Below are 14,824 nucleotides of genomic sequence, written 5' to 3' on the forward strand. Positions count from 1 at the left end.
GGATTTTTTATGTTCGATCAATCAGCCCGGGGGCGGATTAATCTTCGCGGTAGCGACGCAGCTTCAACTGCTTGCCAGCAACGCGAGTGTCCTTCAGTTTGGTCAGGAGTTTTTCCAGACCATCTTCCGGCAGCTCGACGAGGCTGAAGCTGTCACGCACCTGGATGCGACCGATTGCTTCGCGAGCCAGGCCACCTTCGTTGAGGATAGCGCCCAGCAGGTTCTTGGCAGCGATACCATCACGCGCACCCAGCGCGGTACGGCAACGAGCACGGCCTTCGGCCAATGCAACCGGAGCACGACGCTCACGATCACCACGGTCCGGACGATCACCGGTACGCTCTGGACGATCGCCACGCGGTGCGTTGTTCGGCACCAGTGGACGTTCTTTCTCGATCGCGGCCAGGGTCAACGCCTGAGCGTTGGTCGCCTTGCGCAGCAGAGCAGCGGCCAGTGCACGCGGGGTGCAACCGATGTCGGCAGTCAGGCGATCCAGCAGATCACCGTGAGTCGATTCGGCATCAGCCACCAGCGGCGACAAGCTGTTGGTCAGTTTCTTGATGCGGGCATCGAGAACGGCCTGAGCGTCCGGCAGGCGAACTTCGGCAACTTTCTGACCGGTTACACGCTCGATCACTTGCAGCATGCGGCGCTCACGTGGAGTCACCAGCAGCAGTGCACGACCTTCGCGACCGGCACGGCCAGTACGGCCGATACGGTGAACGTAGGACTCTGGGTCGTACGGCATGTCAACGTTGAACACGTGAGTGATGCGCGGAACGTCCAGGCCACGAGCAGCAACGTCGGTCGCCACAACGATGTCCAGACGGCCATCCTTGAGGGATTCGATCACGCGCTCACGTTGGTTCTGAGCAATGTCACCGTTCAGCGCAGCGGCTTTGTAGCCTTTGGCTTCCAGGGCACTGGCCAGGTCCAGGGTCGCTTGCTTGGTGCGCACGAACATGATCAGGGCATCGAAGTCTTCAACTTCCAGCAGGCTCAATACAGCCGAGGTCTTCTGGTCAGCGTGAACCAACAGGTGAGCCTGTTCGATCGCGGTAACGGTCTGAGTCTTGGTCTGGATCTTCACGTGTTGCGGATCGCGCAGATGGCGTTCGGCAATGGCACGGATCGACTGCGGCAAGGTAGCCGAGAACAATACGGTCTGACGGGTTGGAGGCAGAGCCTTGAAGATAACTTCGAGGTCGTCCATGAAACCCAGTTTGAGCATTTCGTCCGCTTCGTCGAGAACCAGGTGGTTCACGGTCGACAGGACTTTTTCGTCGCGACGCAGGTGGTCGCACAGACGGCCCGGAGTGGCGACAACGATCTGTGCGCCATTACGGATTGCTTTCAGTTGTGGACCCATAGGGGCGCCGCCGTAAACGGCCACAACGGTAACGCCCGGCATTTGCTTGGCGTAGGTTTCGAAAGCGGTTGCTACTTGCAGCGCCAACTCACGGGTTGGCGCCAGGATCAGGGCTTGCGGCTCGCGCTTAGCAGGATCGATGCGATGCAGGATCGGCAGGGCGAACGCAGCGGTTTTACCCGTACCGGTTTGCGCCTGACCAATCATGTCGTGGCCGGCCATGATGATCGGGATCGATTGATGCTGAATAGCCGAAGGCTCTTCGTAGCCAGTCGCGATGACGGCTGCAAGAATATTCGGATTAAGATTAAAAGCGGCGAAGCCGCCGGTTTCCTGGGTCATGGGTCTGCCTCTAAGTGCATCCGCAAAGACCCATGCTCCAAAGCTGCGCATGCCGTGTAAGACTCAAGAGTCGCCCTGGCTGCTTTGTCGGCGGGGATTTGCGAAAACGAATGAATGAAAAAGATTCGTCAAGGGAGAGTCCGCTGTGCGGACGTGCAGCCGAAGCTGACTTCGGGAAATTGCGCTACCTAAACGCGGCCCGGTTAAAGGCCGGCGCGCACTATACCGGAAATAGCCCAAAAAGGGAGCTTTATTTGTCGGAAAACTACCGCGTACAGCGTTCTGTCACACGCTTTGCGGATCATCGTGCAACGGTCTATTTTGCAAAGGCCCAGCCCTGCTGGCGATCGCGCTAAAACGGTTCACCCTTGTGACGCAGACCTGCGGTCTCACGTATCCCTTCCCGCCCGAGGAAATGCACCATGAATCAGCCCTGCTCCAGTCGTGTGAGCCGTGAACGGCACGGTCATGTCCTGATGATCGGCCTGGATCGGGTGGCCAAACGCAACGCCTTCGACCTTGATCTGCTCAACGAACTGAGCCTGGCCTATGGCGAGTTCGAGGCCGACAGCGAAGCGCGGGTGGCGGTGGTGTTCGGCCATGGTGAGCATTTCACCGCAGGGCTGGATCTGGTCAGTGCCAGCGCGGCCCTGGCTGAAGGCTGGCAGGCACCGCCCGGCGGCTGCGATCCGTGGGGTGTATTCGCTGGCCCCAGAGTCAGCAAACCGGTGATTGTCGCCGCGCAAGGCTACTGCCTGACCATCGGTATCGAATTGATGCTGGCCGCTGATATCAACCTGTGCGCCAGCAACACCCGCTTCGCCCAGAAAGAAGTGCAACGCGGGATCTTCCCGTTCGGCGGCGCGACGTTGCGCCTGCATCAGGTCGCTGGCTGGGGCAATGCCATGCGCTGGCTGCTGACCGGCGATGAATTCGATGCCCATGAAGCGTTGCACCTTGGTTTGGTGCAGGAAGTCATGGCCAGCGAGGATTTGCTGCCACGGGCAATTGAGTTGGCTGAGCGAATTGCCCGGCAGGCGCCGCTTGGGGTTCAGGCGACGTTGATGTCTGCGAGGCAGGCACGTTATGAAGGAGAAACAGCCGCGGCACAGGGATTGCCGCCGCTGGTGAGGAAGTTGCTGGCCAGTGAGGATGCCAAGGAAGGCGTGCGGTCGATGATCGAGAAGCGACCGGGCATTTTCAAAGGCTGCTGACGTCCAACCTGTGGCGAGGGGATTTATCGGAACGCCGCACCGCCCCGTTCGGCTGCGGAGCAGTCGTAAAGTCGGTCGGCGCGATTTACCTGATGGCACCGGGTTGAATGGTTTTGGGGCTGCTATCGCAGCCCAACGGGGATAAATCCCCTCGCCACAGGTGACCTCACCGCATCAAGTCGCCGGGCGGATTGCCTTGATCAACGACTGCAACGAATACCCCAAACGCGGCGCCAGCCCTTCGGCCCGGGCGTTCAAGCCATCCATGTCCAGTTCCTGATCCAGCTCCGAAGGCACGATCAGAATCACATTGCCCTCCTTCACCGGCAGTTCCCAGTAATGCCGGTGATAGAGCCCGCGAAACAACGCCGCGCCTAACGGCTTGCCATCGTCGGTGGCCCACTGATTGATCACCAGCCAGCCACCCGGATTCAGGCGTTTCTGACAGTTTTCCAGGAAATTCCAGGCAAGGTGCCCGACACCCGGCCCGACATCGGTGTAGAGGTCGACGAAAATCAGATCCGCCGGCTCAGCGGTATCGAGCAACTCCAGCGCATCGCCCACCCGGATATACAGCCGCGGATCGTCATCCAGCCCAAGGTATTCAATGGCCAAGCGCGGCACGTCGGGCCGCAGTTCGATGGCTTCGACGTCTTCCAGCGGCAGAAACTTGAGGCAGGCCTGGGTCAGGGTGCCGGCACCGAGGCCGAGGAACAGTGCGCTTTCCGGCTGCTCGTGGCACAACGCGCCAATCAGCATCGCCCGGGTGTAATCGTATTCGAGCCAGCTCGGGTCAGCCGTGAACACGCAGCTCTGCTCGATGGCATCACCGAACTCGAGAAAGCGGTAATCGGCCACTTCCAGCACGCGAATCACGCCGAACTCATCCTGCACCTCAGCGAGCAGATGCTCGACGCGCTCCTCAGTCATTTCGTCTCCTGATCGTTACCGGGCCCCGGCAAACGCAATAAAACTGCTGGTATACAGCGGCAAAGGCGCGATTGTCCGCGAAGCGACGGGAACAGGTCACGCACTAATTGCTGATAACATGACCGCCCGAGCGTAAAACACTAGAGACCGTGATGAGCCAACCCTGGAGCCCTGACAGCTGGCGCGCCTTGCCGATCCAGCAACAACCCCACTACCCCGACGCAGCACATTTGCTGCAAGTCGAGCAAACGCTGGCCAGTTATCCGCCGCTGGTGTTTGCCGGTGAAGCCCGGGAGTTGCGCCGTCAGTTTGCCGAAGTGACCCAGGGCCGCGCGTTTCTGCTGCAGGGCGGCGACTGCGCTGAAAGCTTCGCCGAGTTCTCCGCCGCGAAAATCCGCGACACCTTTAAAGTCCTGCTGCAAATGGCGATCGTCATGACCTTCGCCGCGGGTTGCCCGGTGGTCAAGGTCGGGCGCATGGCCGGGCAGTTCGCCAAACCGCGTTCGGCCAACGACGAAACCATCGACGGCGTAACCCTGCCGGCCTACCGTGGCGACATCGTCAACGGCATCGGTTTCGATGAAAAAAGCCGCGTGCCGGACCCGGAGCGCCTGCTGCAGTCCTATCACCAGTCCACCGCGACCCTGAACCTGCTGCGCGCCTTCGCCCAGGGCGGTTTCGCCGACCTGCATCAGGTGCACAAGTGGAACCTGGACTTCATCGCCAATTCGGCGCTGGCCGAGAAGTACAGCCACTTGGCCGATCGCATTGATGAAACCCTGGCGTTCATGCGCGCCTGCGGCATGGACAGCTCGCCGCAACTGCGCGAAACCAGTTTCTTCACCGCCCACGAAGCGCTGTTGCTGAATTACGAAGAAGCCTTCGTGCGTCGCGACAGCCTGACCAACGATTACTACGATTGCTCGGCGCACATGCTGTGGATCGGCGACCGCACCCGTCAGCTCGACGGCGCTCACGTCGAGTTCCTGCGCGGCGTGAACAACCCGATCGGGGTCAAAGTCGGCCCGAGCATGAACCCCGAAGACCTGATTCGCCTGATCGATGTACTCAACCCGGACAACGATCCGGGTCGTTTGAACCTGATTGCGCGGATGGGCGCAAACAAGGTTGGCGATCATTTGCCGGCGTTGATCCGCGCGGTGCAGCGTGAAGGCAAGCAGGTGCTCTGGAGTTCCGACCCGATGCACGGCAACACCATCAAGGCCAGCAGCGGCTACAAGACCCGCGACTTCGCGCAAATTCTTGGAGAGGTGAAGCAGTTTTTCCAGGTTCACGAAGCGGAAGGCACTTATGCCGGCGGCATCCACATCGAGATGACCGGGCAGAACGTCACCGAGTGCATTGGTGGCGCGCGGCCGATTACCGAAGACGGGTTGTCGGACCGGTATCACACCCATTGCGATCCGCGGATGAATGCCGATCAGTCGCTGGAATTGGCGTTTTTGATTGCCGAGACCCTGAAACAGGTTCGGCGCTAAATCGCGTCGCGCCCTTCGCGAGCAGGCTCGCTCCCACAATGGCCGGCGTCGATCACACATTATGTGTCTGGCGCTAATCCTGTGGGAGCGAGCCTGCTCGCGAAGGCGTCAGCTCAGTCACCGCCAATACTGGCCAATGCCACCCGCAACCGCGCCGCACTCGCCCGCGGACAATTCAACTGAACTCGCTCAAGCCCCAGCCAATCGGCCATCCGCCGCAGATTAACCGCCAACGCCAGCATCCCCTCGTCATCCAGCCCCGGCTCTTCCTCATGCACAGCGTGCACCGCCAGTCTGCCCAGCGCCCGCTCGGCGCGCAGGTCTACCCGTGCGGCAATCCGTTCATTGTGCAAAAACGGCAACACGTAATAGCCATAGACCCGCTTGTCCTGCGGCGTATAAATCTCCAGCCGATAGCGAAAATCGAATAGGCGCTCAGTGCGGCTGCGCTCCCAGATCAGCGAATCAAACGGCGAAAGTAAGGCGCTGGCCTCAACCTTGCGCGGCACTTTCGGCTCCGGCAGGCAATAAGCCGGTTGCCGCCAGCCCTGGACTTCACAGCTCAGCAATTCACCTGCCTCCACCAGTTCCGCCAAGCGCGGACGGGCATCACTGGGACTCAGGCGAAAATAATCGCGCAGGTCCTTTTCAGTCGCCACCCCCAAGGCATTCGCCGCATGTCGCAACAGACCTCGCTGGGCCTCAGCTTCCGAGAGCAACGGCTGCTGGAGAATCGCCGAAGGAATCACCCGCTCCGGCAGATCATAAAGCCGCTCGAACCCACGCCGCCCGGCCACGGTCACTTCACCGGCGGCGAACAACCACTCCAGCGCATGCTTTTCCGCGCTCCAGTCCCACCAGGGGCCTGCCCGCTCCTGACGGGTCGACAGGCTTCCGGCACCCAGCGCGCCCAGCTCTTGAACCGAGGCCAGCACCCGACGAATCGTGTCCTGCTGCTCACAACCGAAACGTGCCAATTGTTGGTAAATATCTTCGCCACGGGTCGCGCGCAGCATGCGCCAGCGCATCAACGGGTACATCGACAAGGGCAGCAACGAGGCTTCATGGCCCCAATATTCGAATAGCGTGCGCCGCCGGCCCGAACTCCAGGCGGCCTGATCGAGCAAGTCGGATGAGTAATTGCCGAGGCGGGAAAACAAGGGAAGGTAGTGCGAACGCACCAACGCATTGACTGAATCGATCTGCAGAATGCCCAACCGTTCAATCAGACGATTGAGCTGAACCGGTTTGATCGCCGCTGGCGGCTGGCGCCCGTTGAACCCTTGGGCAGCCAGCGCCAGACGCCGAGCCTGTTTGATGGAAAAGGACACTGTTGCGGGCATGAGCATCTCCTTGTCTGCTCGCAACCTACCTCACCGGGAGACGGTTTGTAGTTGTGCTTTGCTCATTTTTGCATCGGGTCATTCCAGAATGGTTTGACCGACTCGAACTCCACATCCGCACGGCTCATACCGATGTCCTTCAGTGCTTCATCGCTCAGACTCGCCAACAACTCGCGCTCCCGATGAAGTTCGTACCAGCGACTGAATTTGTGCAGCAGATTGGATACCAGGTGGATCGATTGTTTTTCTACTGCTGGATATTCATGGTGACCTTTCATCGTGTCGCCCTCCGTTTGGGATGGCTCAAGTGTCGCGCCGGGGCTAAGATCAATCCAACGAATGTTTCTGATGTAACACATCTCGGAGATTGATGAATGTCCGCCTACCCAAGTATCGACACCGAAGTGCTGCGCACCTTTGTCGCCATCGCCGACCAGGGCGGTTTTACCCGGGCTGGCGAGTTGGTCAACCGCACTCAATCCGCCGTGAGCATGCAGATGAAGCGGCTGGAAGAGGATGTGTTACAGCGTCAATTATTCCAGCGCGACGGACGGCAGGTACGGTTGACGGCTGAAGGGCAGGTGTTGCTCGGCTATGCCCGGCGCATCCTCAAGCTGCACAGTGAGGTGTTCAATACTTTGCGCGAGCCGCACATGGTCGGCATGGTGCGCATCGGCACTCCGGACGATTACGTGATGCGTTTTTTGCCGGGGATTCTGCGGCGATTTGCGCAGTCGTATCCGCTCATCCAGATCGAAGTGCACTGCGAATCATCAAAACAATTGCTGCTGCGCCAGGATTTGGACTTATCCATCGTCACCCGTGAGCCGGGCAACGAAATCGGCCAGTTGCTGCGCAAAGAGCGCTTTGTATGGGCCGAGGCGCAATGTTTCAGCGCCCACGAGCAAACGCCGCTGCCGCTGGCGATGTTCAACAGTGATTGCTTCTGCCGCCTATGGGCCTGCAATGCGCTTGATGCCATGGGTCGCGATTACCGCGTGGCATACAACAGCGACAGCCTGTCGGCCATCATGGCGGTAGTCAGTGCCGGCCTGGCGGTGACCGCGCAACTGGAAAGCCTCGTCACTCATGACATGCGCATTCTCGGTGAAGCCGAAGACCTGCCGATCCTGCCAGAAGCCAGCATCATGTTGGTGCGCAACCTGCATAACCCCTCGCCGATCACCGAGTGCCTGGCCGAACACATCGTCGAAGGTTTCAAACTTTAAGGGCGAGCATCACCGCGCAAAACACCAGGAAACCGCAGAACAATCCGCGCAGCAACCGCTCCGGCAGTGCGTGGGCGATCCTCACACCCCAGCTGATGCTCATCAGACCACCGACCGCCAACGGCAGGCCGATCATCCAGTCCACCTGATGGTGCACCGCGTAAGTCACCAGCGTGACACCCGTGCTCGGCAACGCCAGCGCCAGCGACAAACCCTGCGCAACCACCTGACTGGTGCCGAACAGACTGGTCAGCACCGGCGTTGCCACCACCGCCCCGCCCACGCCAAATAACCCGCCCATGGTGCCGGAGGCGGCGCCGAGGACGCCCAGCCATGGCCATGAATAATTCATCTGCGCAGACGCCGGTGTAGTGGCGCAGAACATTCGCACCAGGTTGTAGGCCGACAGGGCAATCAGGAACGCAACAAATCCTACGCGCATGGTTTGCGCATCAATGCCGACCGCCCAAATCGAACCGATCCAGGCGAAACAGAAACCCATCGAAGCCAATGGCAGCGCATGGCGCAATTCAATGCGATTACGCTGGTGATAGCGGCACAGCGCCAGCATCACGTTGGGCACCACCATCACCAGCGCCGTGCCTTGGGCAACCTGCTGATCGAGGCCGAACAACACGCCCAGCAGCGGGATCGCGATCAAACCACCGCCAATGCCGAATAACCCACCGAGGGTGCCCAGGGCGGCACCAAAGACCAGGTACATCAAAAACTCAATCACAGGCGATTTTCCCCTCACGTCAGGCTACTCATCCTACGCAGTCGGCGCTGGCGGGGAAACGCATAGCAACGCACAATGGCTATGCCAACTTCGCATAAGCGCAGACAACACCATGAACCCCAATCAATTGACCGAACAGCTAGGTCTGTTCCTCGACGTGCTGGAAACCGGCAGTTTTTCTGCCGCTTCCCGCCGCCACCCGCTGACGCCTTCGGCGGTGGCGCGGCGCATCGACAGCCTGGAAAACGCTGTCGGCAGCCAGTTGTTCATTCGCAGCACCCACGCGGTGCGCGCAACCCCGGCAGGTTTGGCTTTTGCCGAACGCGCACGGCGTATTGTGGCTGAACTGCGGCTGGCTCGGGCTGAAGCGGTATCTTTGAGCAGCGCACCGGAAGGCTTGATTCGGATCGATGCACCAGCAGCGTTCGGGCGGCGACATCTGGCGCCGGTAATTGCCGATTTTCTGATGCTCTACCCAGGCCTCGACGTGCAGTTGCACCTGATCGACAGTTTCGTCGACATGCAGGGTTTGAATCTGGGTAAGGTCGATCTGGTGCTGCGCGCCGGGCAAATGGCCGATACCCGGCTGGTGGCCACGCCGCTGGCGAGTATGGTGCGCATTGCCTGCGCCAGCCCCGAGTATTTGCAACGGCGTGGCGTGCCAACCGATCCGACGCAGCTGATTGAGCACGACGGGCTCGATTGGGATGGCCTGGCCCCGCCGTTCGCCTGGCGTTTCGAACGGGGTGGGCAGATGCACTTGCACCGCCCGGCGCGCATCCGCATGAGTGCCAACAATGCCGAGGCGCTGGTTTGCGGTGCATTGGCCGGGCTGGGTATCGCGCACTTGCCGACCTGGCTGGCCAGCGAATACTTGCTGCGCGGCGAGTTGCTGCCACTGTTTTGCGAAAACGGCCTGCCATCGCCGGAGACCACCGGCATTTATGCGCTGCGCCTGGAGCAACAACCCAATTCCCGCAGTCGATTGTTACTGGAATACCTGAAGACCCGCTTCAGCCCGATCCCGCCGTGGGATCTGGCGCTGCAAAACACCCTCGATCAGCACTAGCCTAGCTCTAACTCAATACGCTCGCGAGTACTCGTTCACGACCCTATCGTCTTTTGCCCACTTTCTTCAAAAATTCATATTGCGAGAACAACTTACCCCAAAAGAAGCCCGCGCCGTGCTGGTCGGCGCGCAAGCCGGGGTGAAACTGACGCTGCCACAAGCCGATGTCAGCGAGAGGACCATTCAAGTCGACGGCCAACCACTCAACTTGACCATCGTCCGGCCGGCCGGAGTCAAAGGCCCGCTGCCGGTGTTCATGTTCTTCCACGGCGACAACTACAACACCTCAAATGACAACACCTTGTAGGAGCGAGCGGTGCGGCGATCCGACTTGCCCGCGAAGGCGGCGTACCTGACACACCGCCTTCGCGGGCAAGCCTCGCTCTACAGGGGTTCTAGCATATTTCTGGCAGGTACAAAAAAGCCCGACTCAATGGTCGGGCTTTTCATTCCTGAAGCGGTGCTTATTTAGCACGGCCTTTGTAGGAACCGCCTTCGCGGGTATCGATCTCGATCTTGTCACCGATTTCGATGAAGTCAGCAACTTGCAGCTCAGTACCGTTGCTCAGCTTGGCAGGCTTCATCACCTTACCGGAAGTGTCGCCGCGAGCCGAACCTTCGGTGTAGTCAACTACGCGCACGATGGTGGTCGGCAGTTCTACGGAAACCAGACGCTCTTCGAAGAAGATCGCTTCGCAAACATCGGTCATGCCTTCTTCAACGAAAGGCAGAACGGCTTCGATGTCTTCAGCGTTCAGCTCGTACATGGTGTAGTCGGTGGTGTCCATGAACGTGTAGGTGTCGCCGCTGATGAAGGACAGGGTCGCTTCTTTGCGGTCGAGGATTACGTCGTCCAGTTTGTCGTCGGCGCTGTAAACGATCTCGGTCTTGTAACCGGTCAGCAGGTTTTTCAGCTTGGTCTTCATGATCGCGCTGTTACGACCAGACTTGGTGAATTCAGCTTTCTGAACCAGCCAAGGATCGTTTTCGAGACGGATCACGGTACCGGGTTTCAGTTCTTTACCAGTTTTCATTGCGAATATCCGAATTTGGATGGGATTTACAAAAATCTAGGCCGCGTATCATATCCAATTTACATAAAACTGTACCAGCGCTGCGGCAAGATCATCCTGCAAGGCCTGTTCCAGACACCACGCTTCGGCGTGTTTTTGCAGTTCTGGCCAGTGTTTGCGGGTCGCCAGCCAGTGGTCGGACATTGTTTCACCGGCATTCCACGAATGCCAAAGACCGCTGATCGCCTCTCTGGCAGGCTCCGACAGTTCTTTTGTGTACAGAGCGAGGAAGGCCTCGAGCTTGTCCAGATGGATGTCTTCGTCCTGCTGATAGATGTGCCAGAGCAGCGGCCGGCCCGCCCATTGGGCGCGGACAAAGGAATCTTCACCACGCACGGCGTTGAAATCGCAGCACCACAGCAGCAGGTCATACTGGTCCTGTCGGACGAATGGTAGCACTTGCACGGTCAAGGCATCGCGCACATGCACGGCGCCGGCCACCAGACCGTCCACACCGAGCCAACGCTCGACATCCCCAAGAATCCGACCTTCGGGCACCAGCAGATGAGTGGGCGTCGAGTCGGCAGCCATTGCATCGAACCAACTGGCCAGCCCTTTATTTTCGTAGGCAAACAGCGAGACCAACTGCGCACCTTGGGCGCGATCAATCCCTAAACCCTGCAGGAATTCTCGCTGGGACTCGGGGTTTTGTTGAAATTGCTGACGACGCTCAAGCAATCCGCTTTCACGCAGCAAGCCGCCCGTGCCCTTCTGGAATCCTGGGAAGAAAAAGAATTTTTGTACGCTTTTGTACTTCACCGACGGCAAACCGTGGCAACCGACGATCCAGTCCTCGGCACTCAAATAGTCGAGATTCATCCACAGCGGCGGTTTTTCCCGCACGGTCATGGCGTCCATGTAAGCACTCGGCAATTGGCAGGCGAACGCGGCGATCACAACATCAGCGGCGTCAGTGGGCTGCCAGTCGGCCGTCCACTGACGCACTTCGACGCCCTGTTGCCACTGCTGTGAGGCGTTGATGTCGATTTCCGGGCACAACCTCTCGAAGGCCCGCAGATCATCGACCCACAAGCGCACCGTCACTGAATGCTCGGCCACCAATTGTCGGGCCAGACGCCAGGTCACGCCGATGTCGCCAAAGTTGTCGACCACTGTGCAGAAAATATCCCAGCGGGCTTTCATTTCAGGCATTCCAGGCTCCCGTTGGCAAAGGCGCCGATTGTCCCCATAAATTACCCCGTGCAGAAGAGCCGACGGCGATTAATCTTCATGCGACAATCGCCACTCGCCCGCGACCACCCGCCAGGAGGCAGCCATGCCCTACCGTCCAAACCCGCGCCGCCCGTTGCCGATCCAGCTCAGCGCCTTGCAACTGACCGGCAGCATTGCCCTGGGTGTGTGGCTGGGGTTTATCGCGATCGCGCTGACGTGCTGGCTCGCCTCTCGCCTGCTGTTCAACGAGCCATTGGCGCCCGTGGCTGCGGCGATAGAACAACTGGCCAAACCGCCGATGGTGGTGCAACCGGTGCCGGACATTCCTGCGCAGAGCCCGTTGTTCGAACAATACGAAGAGAACCTGCGCAAAAACGAGCAGCAGCAAAGGCTGGATCAGGCGCGCAGCAGCAGCCGTAATCTGGCCAATCCGAAATGCCAGTTTTGGCTGCAACAGGACCAGACCGCACCGAGCGAAAAAAGCCGCGCCAACGTCCAGCAATTCTGCGATTGATCATGAACCTGACCATGCACAAGCCCACCGTCCACCAACTGATTCTCGACAAGCTGCGGATCGATCTCGACATCGCCGAGCGTGCCGCGCAAACCGCTTACGAAACCGCGACCCACGAAGAAAACATCGCCGAGAACAAGTACGACACACTAGGGCTGGAAGCCTCTTATCTGGCAGCCGGGCAAGCCAGACGGGTGGAAGAAATCAGGCAGTCACTGACGCTTTGCCAGAACCTGACGCTGCGCCCTTACGACGATCAGCGCGGTATCGAAATCGGCGCCCTGCTCGGTCTCGCAGACGAAAAGGGACGTGAACAATGGCTGTTCCTGGCCCCCGACGCGGCGGGTTTGAAGGTCGACGTGGTGGGGCAATGGATTACCGTCATCACACCTCGCTCACCGCTGGGCAAGAGTCTGCTGGGCAAGTTCGAAGGGGACGAGGTGGAGATTCTGGTGGCGGGTGCTCGGCAACAGTTTTCTGTTACCGAGGTGGTGTAGAAAGGGATATTAATGGACCGGCAGTTCGACGCCGTCGAACAGCTCTTCCAATTCCTGCTTGTTGTGGCACTGGATGGCCTTGGCCATGACTTCGCGGGTCAGGTGCGGGGCAAACTTCTCGATGAAATCGCACATGAAACCACGCAGGAACGTGCCACGACGGAAACCGATTTTGGTGATGCTGGATTCGAACAAATCGCTGGCATCAAGCATGACAAGGTCGCTATCGAGTTTGGCATCGACCGCCATTTTCGCCACGATGCCCACGCCCAGACCCAGGCGAACGTAAGTCTTGATCACGTCGGCGTCGGCGGCGGTAAACACCACTTTTGGCGTCAGGCCGCGATGGCTGAAGGCTTCGTCGAGTTTCGAACGGCCGGTGAAACCGAACACATAAGTCACGATCGGGTATTCGGCCAGGGCTTCGAGGGTCAACTTCGACAGCTTGGTCAGCGGGTGGCCGTGAGGCACAACCACGCAGCGGTTCCAGCGATAGCACGGCATCATCACCAGATCACCGAACAGCTCTAGCGCTTCGGTGGCAATGGCGAAATCCACGGTGCCATCAGCGGCCATTTCGGCGATCTGCATCGGCGAACCCTGGTGCATGTGCAGGGCCACGTCCGGGTATTGCTTGATGAAATTGCTGATCACCGGTGGCAATGCATAGCGCGCCTGGGTGTGCGTGGTGGCAATCGACAGGGTGCCTTTCTTCTCGTTGGAGAATTCCTGGGCAATCTGCTTGATGCTTTCAACCTTGCGCAGGATCTCACCGGCAGTGGTGATGATGCGCTCGCCGGCCGGGGTGACGCGGGTCAGGTGCTTGCCGCTGCGAGCGAATACCTCGACCCCCAATTCGTCTTCCAGCAGGCGGATCTGCTTACTGATGCCCGGTTGCGACGTGTAAAGGCTTTGGGCTGTAGCGGAAACGTTGAGGTCGTGGTGCGCCACTTCCCAGATGTAGCGCAATTGTTGAAGCTTCATATGAATCCCTCAAAGCAGGTAGACGCCACGGGCATCAGCGACGGGATATAACTATATTGATGGTTTGAAGAATAAATCTAGAACTTTTTTATCAAACTGCCACTATTCGTGTTCTGGTGCCCTGCCTCGTGAACACGTTCCTCTTTTGACGAGTGGCTGTTACTGCCAGGCAAGGCGCCGCGACGAGTCATAGCCCGCTATGGCGAGGAGCGGCAACGCAGCATGGCAGAAACGGACGCCGTCAAAAAGGAACAGTATTTGCGAGGCAGGACACTAACGATCCCCTTGGCGACGACGTTCCACCAGCGGCACCAGATAGACCGGTACCCGAGACAGTTGCAACACCCGCGCTGCAGTCCGGCCCAAAGGCGTTTCCGCGCCAGCACCATGGCTATGACTACCTACGATCAACAAATCCACGGAGAGTTTCTGCGCCTGGTCGAGAATCACCTGCGACGGGTCGCCCTGAAGCACCCGCACCGCTTTAATTCGTTCCAGGTCCTGCTCCCCTTCGCCCCCCAGTTCTTCACGAAAGCTGTCGAGTACCCGCTGCTCGATATTGGCAATCACCGTATTCAGACCCTGGCTGTGAAACTCGTTCAACGCCTGCTCATCGAGGTAACTCTGAAGCACCGATTCGGCGAACAACCCCATCGGTTCAACGGCGTGCACCACGTAGAGGTCAGCATTAAATGTCCGCGCCAGCGCTAGGGCATGTTGCATCACCAACGGTGCATACAGGCCGAGGTCAGTGGCATACAGCATCGAATGAATCATATGACCTCCTCGATTACCAACATGGCCGAGATTGATTCAGCTTAGCAGTGCCTTGGCGAGTACGACGTCCCG

15 protein-coding genes and 1 pseudogene are annotated in these 14,824 nt (G+C 59.2%); 7 read left to right on the plus strand and 9 right to left on the minus strand.

Annotated elements, in window-relative coordinates; all coding sequences use genetic code 11:
• Positions 1-37: 37 nt before the first annotated feature.
• Positions 38-1,711 carry a DEAD/DEAH box helicase gene (locus ACYZT0_RS15930; RefSeq protein ID WP_309677529.1) on the minus strand — a complete coding sequence of 558 codons (1,674 nt, stop codon included), beginning with the start codon at positions 1,709-1,711 and terminating at the stop codon, positions 38-40.
• A gap of 422 nt (positions 1,712-2,133) precedes the next feature.
• On the opposite strand from ACYZT0_RS15930, the gene ACYZT0_RS15935 reads away from it, so the two are divergent.
• Positions 2,134-2,925 (plus strand): crotonase/enoyl-CoA hydratase family protein, encoded by a 792-nt coding sequence (locus ACYZT0_RS15935; protein ID WP_462042057.1) that lies wholly within the window; start codon positions 2,134-2,136, stop codon positions 2,923-2,925.
• A gap of 174 nt (positions 2,926-3,099) precedes the next feature.
• Here the strand turns inward: ACYZT0_RS15935 and ACYZT0_RS15940 are convergent, their stop codons facing one another.
• On the minus strand, positions 3,100-3,855 hold the full coding sequence (locus ACYZT0_RS15940; RefSeq protein WP_462042058.1) for a spermidine synthase: 756 nt from the start codon (positions 3,853-3,855) through the stop codon (positions 3,100-3,102).
• A 152-nt stretch (positions 3,856-4,007) separates the two neighbouring features.
• Here ACYZT0_RS15940 and ACYZT0_RS15945 point away from each other — a divergent pair, with 152 nt between their 5' ends.
• Positions 4,008-5,354: a class II 3-deoxy-7-phosphoheptulonate synthase gene (locus tag ACYZT0_RS15945; protein ID WP_462042059.1), complete on the plus strand. Its 1,347-nt coding sequence runs from the start codon at positions 4,008-4,010 to the stop codon at positions 5,352-5,354.
• Positions 5,355-5,467: 113 nt separating this feature from the next.
• Here ACYZT0_RS15945 and ACYZT0_RS15950 read toward each other — a convergent pair whose 3' ends face one another.
• Positions 5,468-6,697 (minus strand): winged helix-turn-helix domain-containing protein, encoded by a 1,230-nt coding sequence (locus ACYZT0_RS15950; RefSeq protein WP_462042060.1) that lies wholly within the window; start codon positions 6,695-6,697, stop codon positions 5,468-5,470.
• A 62-nt stretch (positions 6,698-6,759) separates the two neighbouring features.
• Positions 6,760-6,975, minus strand: coding sequence for a DUF1127 domain-containing protein (locus tag ACYZT0_RS15955; protein WP_462042061.1), 216 nt, complete (start codon positions 6,973-6,975; stop codon positions 6,760-6,762).
• A gap of 96 nt (positions 6,976-7,071) precedes the next feature.
• Here ACYZT0_RS15955 and ACYZT0_RS15960 point away from each other — a divergent pair, with 96 nt between their 5' ends.
• A complete protein-coding gene (locus tag ACYZT0_RS15960; protein WP_462042062.1) occupies positions 7,072-7,926 on the plus strand; it encodes a LysR substrate-binding domain-containing protein in 855 nt (284 codons plus the stop codon).
• Here ACYZT0_RS15960 and ACYZT0_RS15965 read toward each other — a convergent pair.
• Entirely contained in the window at positions 7,916-8,650 is a 735-nt protein-coding gene (locus ACYZT0_RS15965) for a sulfite exporter TauE/SafE family protein (RefSeq protein WP_462042063.1), read from the minus strand. The genes ACYZT0_RS15960 and ACYZT0_RS15965 overlap by 11 nt on opposite strands.
• A gap of 127 nt (positions 8,651-8,777) precedes the next feature.
• On the opposite strand from ACYZT0_RS15965, the gene ACYZT0_RS15970 reads away from it, so the two are divergent.
• Both ACYZT0_RS15970 and ACYZT0_RS15975 read left to right on the plus strand, forming a co-directional pair.
• The gene (locus ACYZT0_RS15970) at positions 8,778-9,734 is read left to right on the plus strand and encodes a LysR family transcriptional regulator (protein WP_462042064.1); all 957 of its coding nucleotides are present in this window, start codon (positions 8,778-8,780) and stop codon (positions 9,732-9,734) included.
• A gap of 85 nt (positions 9,735-9,819) precedes the next feature.
• A pseudogene (locus tag ACYZT0_RS15975) lies at positions 9,820-10,014 on the plus strand (alpha/beta hydrolase); the annotation flags it as partial.
• A 184-nt stretch (positions 10,015-10,198) separates the two neighbouring features.
• On the opposite strand, the gene ACYZT0_RS15980 reads toward ACYZT0_RS15975, so the two are convergent.
• Together ACYZT0_RS15980 and earP are read right to left on the minus strand one after the other, a co-directional pair.
• Complete coding sequence (locus tag ACYZT0_RS15980) at positions 10,199-10,768, minus strand: elongation factor P (RefSeq protein WP_028619992.1); 570 nt, start codon at positions 10,766-10,768, stop codon at positions 10,199-10,201.
• Positions 10,769-10,816: 48 nt separating this feature from the next.
• Positions 10,817-11,959, minus strand: a complete 1,143-nt coding sequence (earP, locus tag ACYZT0_RS15985) for an elongation factor P maturation arginine rhamnosyltransferase EarP (protein ID WP_462042065.1) — start codon at positions 11,957-11,959, stop codon at positions 10,817-10,819.
• Between the two features lie 124 nt (positions 11,960-12,083).
• Here earP and ACYZT0_RS15990 point away from each other — a divergent pair, with 124 nt between their 5' ends.
• The gene (locus ACYZT0_RS15990) at positions 12,084-12,494 is read left to right on the plus strand and encodes a hypothetical protein (RefSeq protein ID WP_462042066.1); all 411 of its coding nucleotides are present in this window, start codon (positions 12,084-12,086) and stop codon (positions 12,492-12,494) included.
• Between the two features lie 14 nt (positions 12,495-12,508).
• Positions 12,509-12,991, plus strand: a complete 483-nt coding sequence (locus tag ACYZT0_RS15995; RefSeq protein WP_462042067.1) for a GreA/GreB family elongation factor — start codon at positions 12,509-12,511, stop codon at positions 12,989-12,991.
• A gap of 9 nt (positions 12,992-13,000) precedes the next feature.
• On the opposite strand, the gene cysB is transcribed toward ACYZT0_RS15995, so the two are convergent.
• The gene (gene cysB, locus ACYZT0_RS16000) at positions 13,001-13,975 is read right to left on the minus strand and encodes an HTH-type transcriptional regulator CysB (RefSeq protein ID WP_449645428.1); all 975 of its coding nucleotides are present in this window, start codon (positions 13,973-13,975) and stop codon (positions 13,001-13,003) included.
• A 273-nt stretch (positions 13,976-14,248) separates the two neighbouring features.
• A complete protein-coding gene (locus ACYZT0_RS16005; RefSeq protein WP_462042068.1) occupies positions 14,249-14,752 on the minus strand; it encodes a universal stress protein in 504 nt (167 codons plus the stop codon).
• Positions 14,753-14,824 lie beyond the last annotated feature (72 nt).

The sequence above is a fragment of the Pseudomonas sp. ZS1P83 genome (assembly GCF_054897825.1).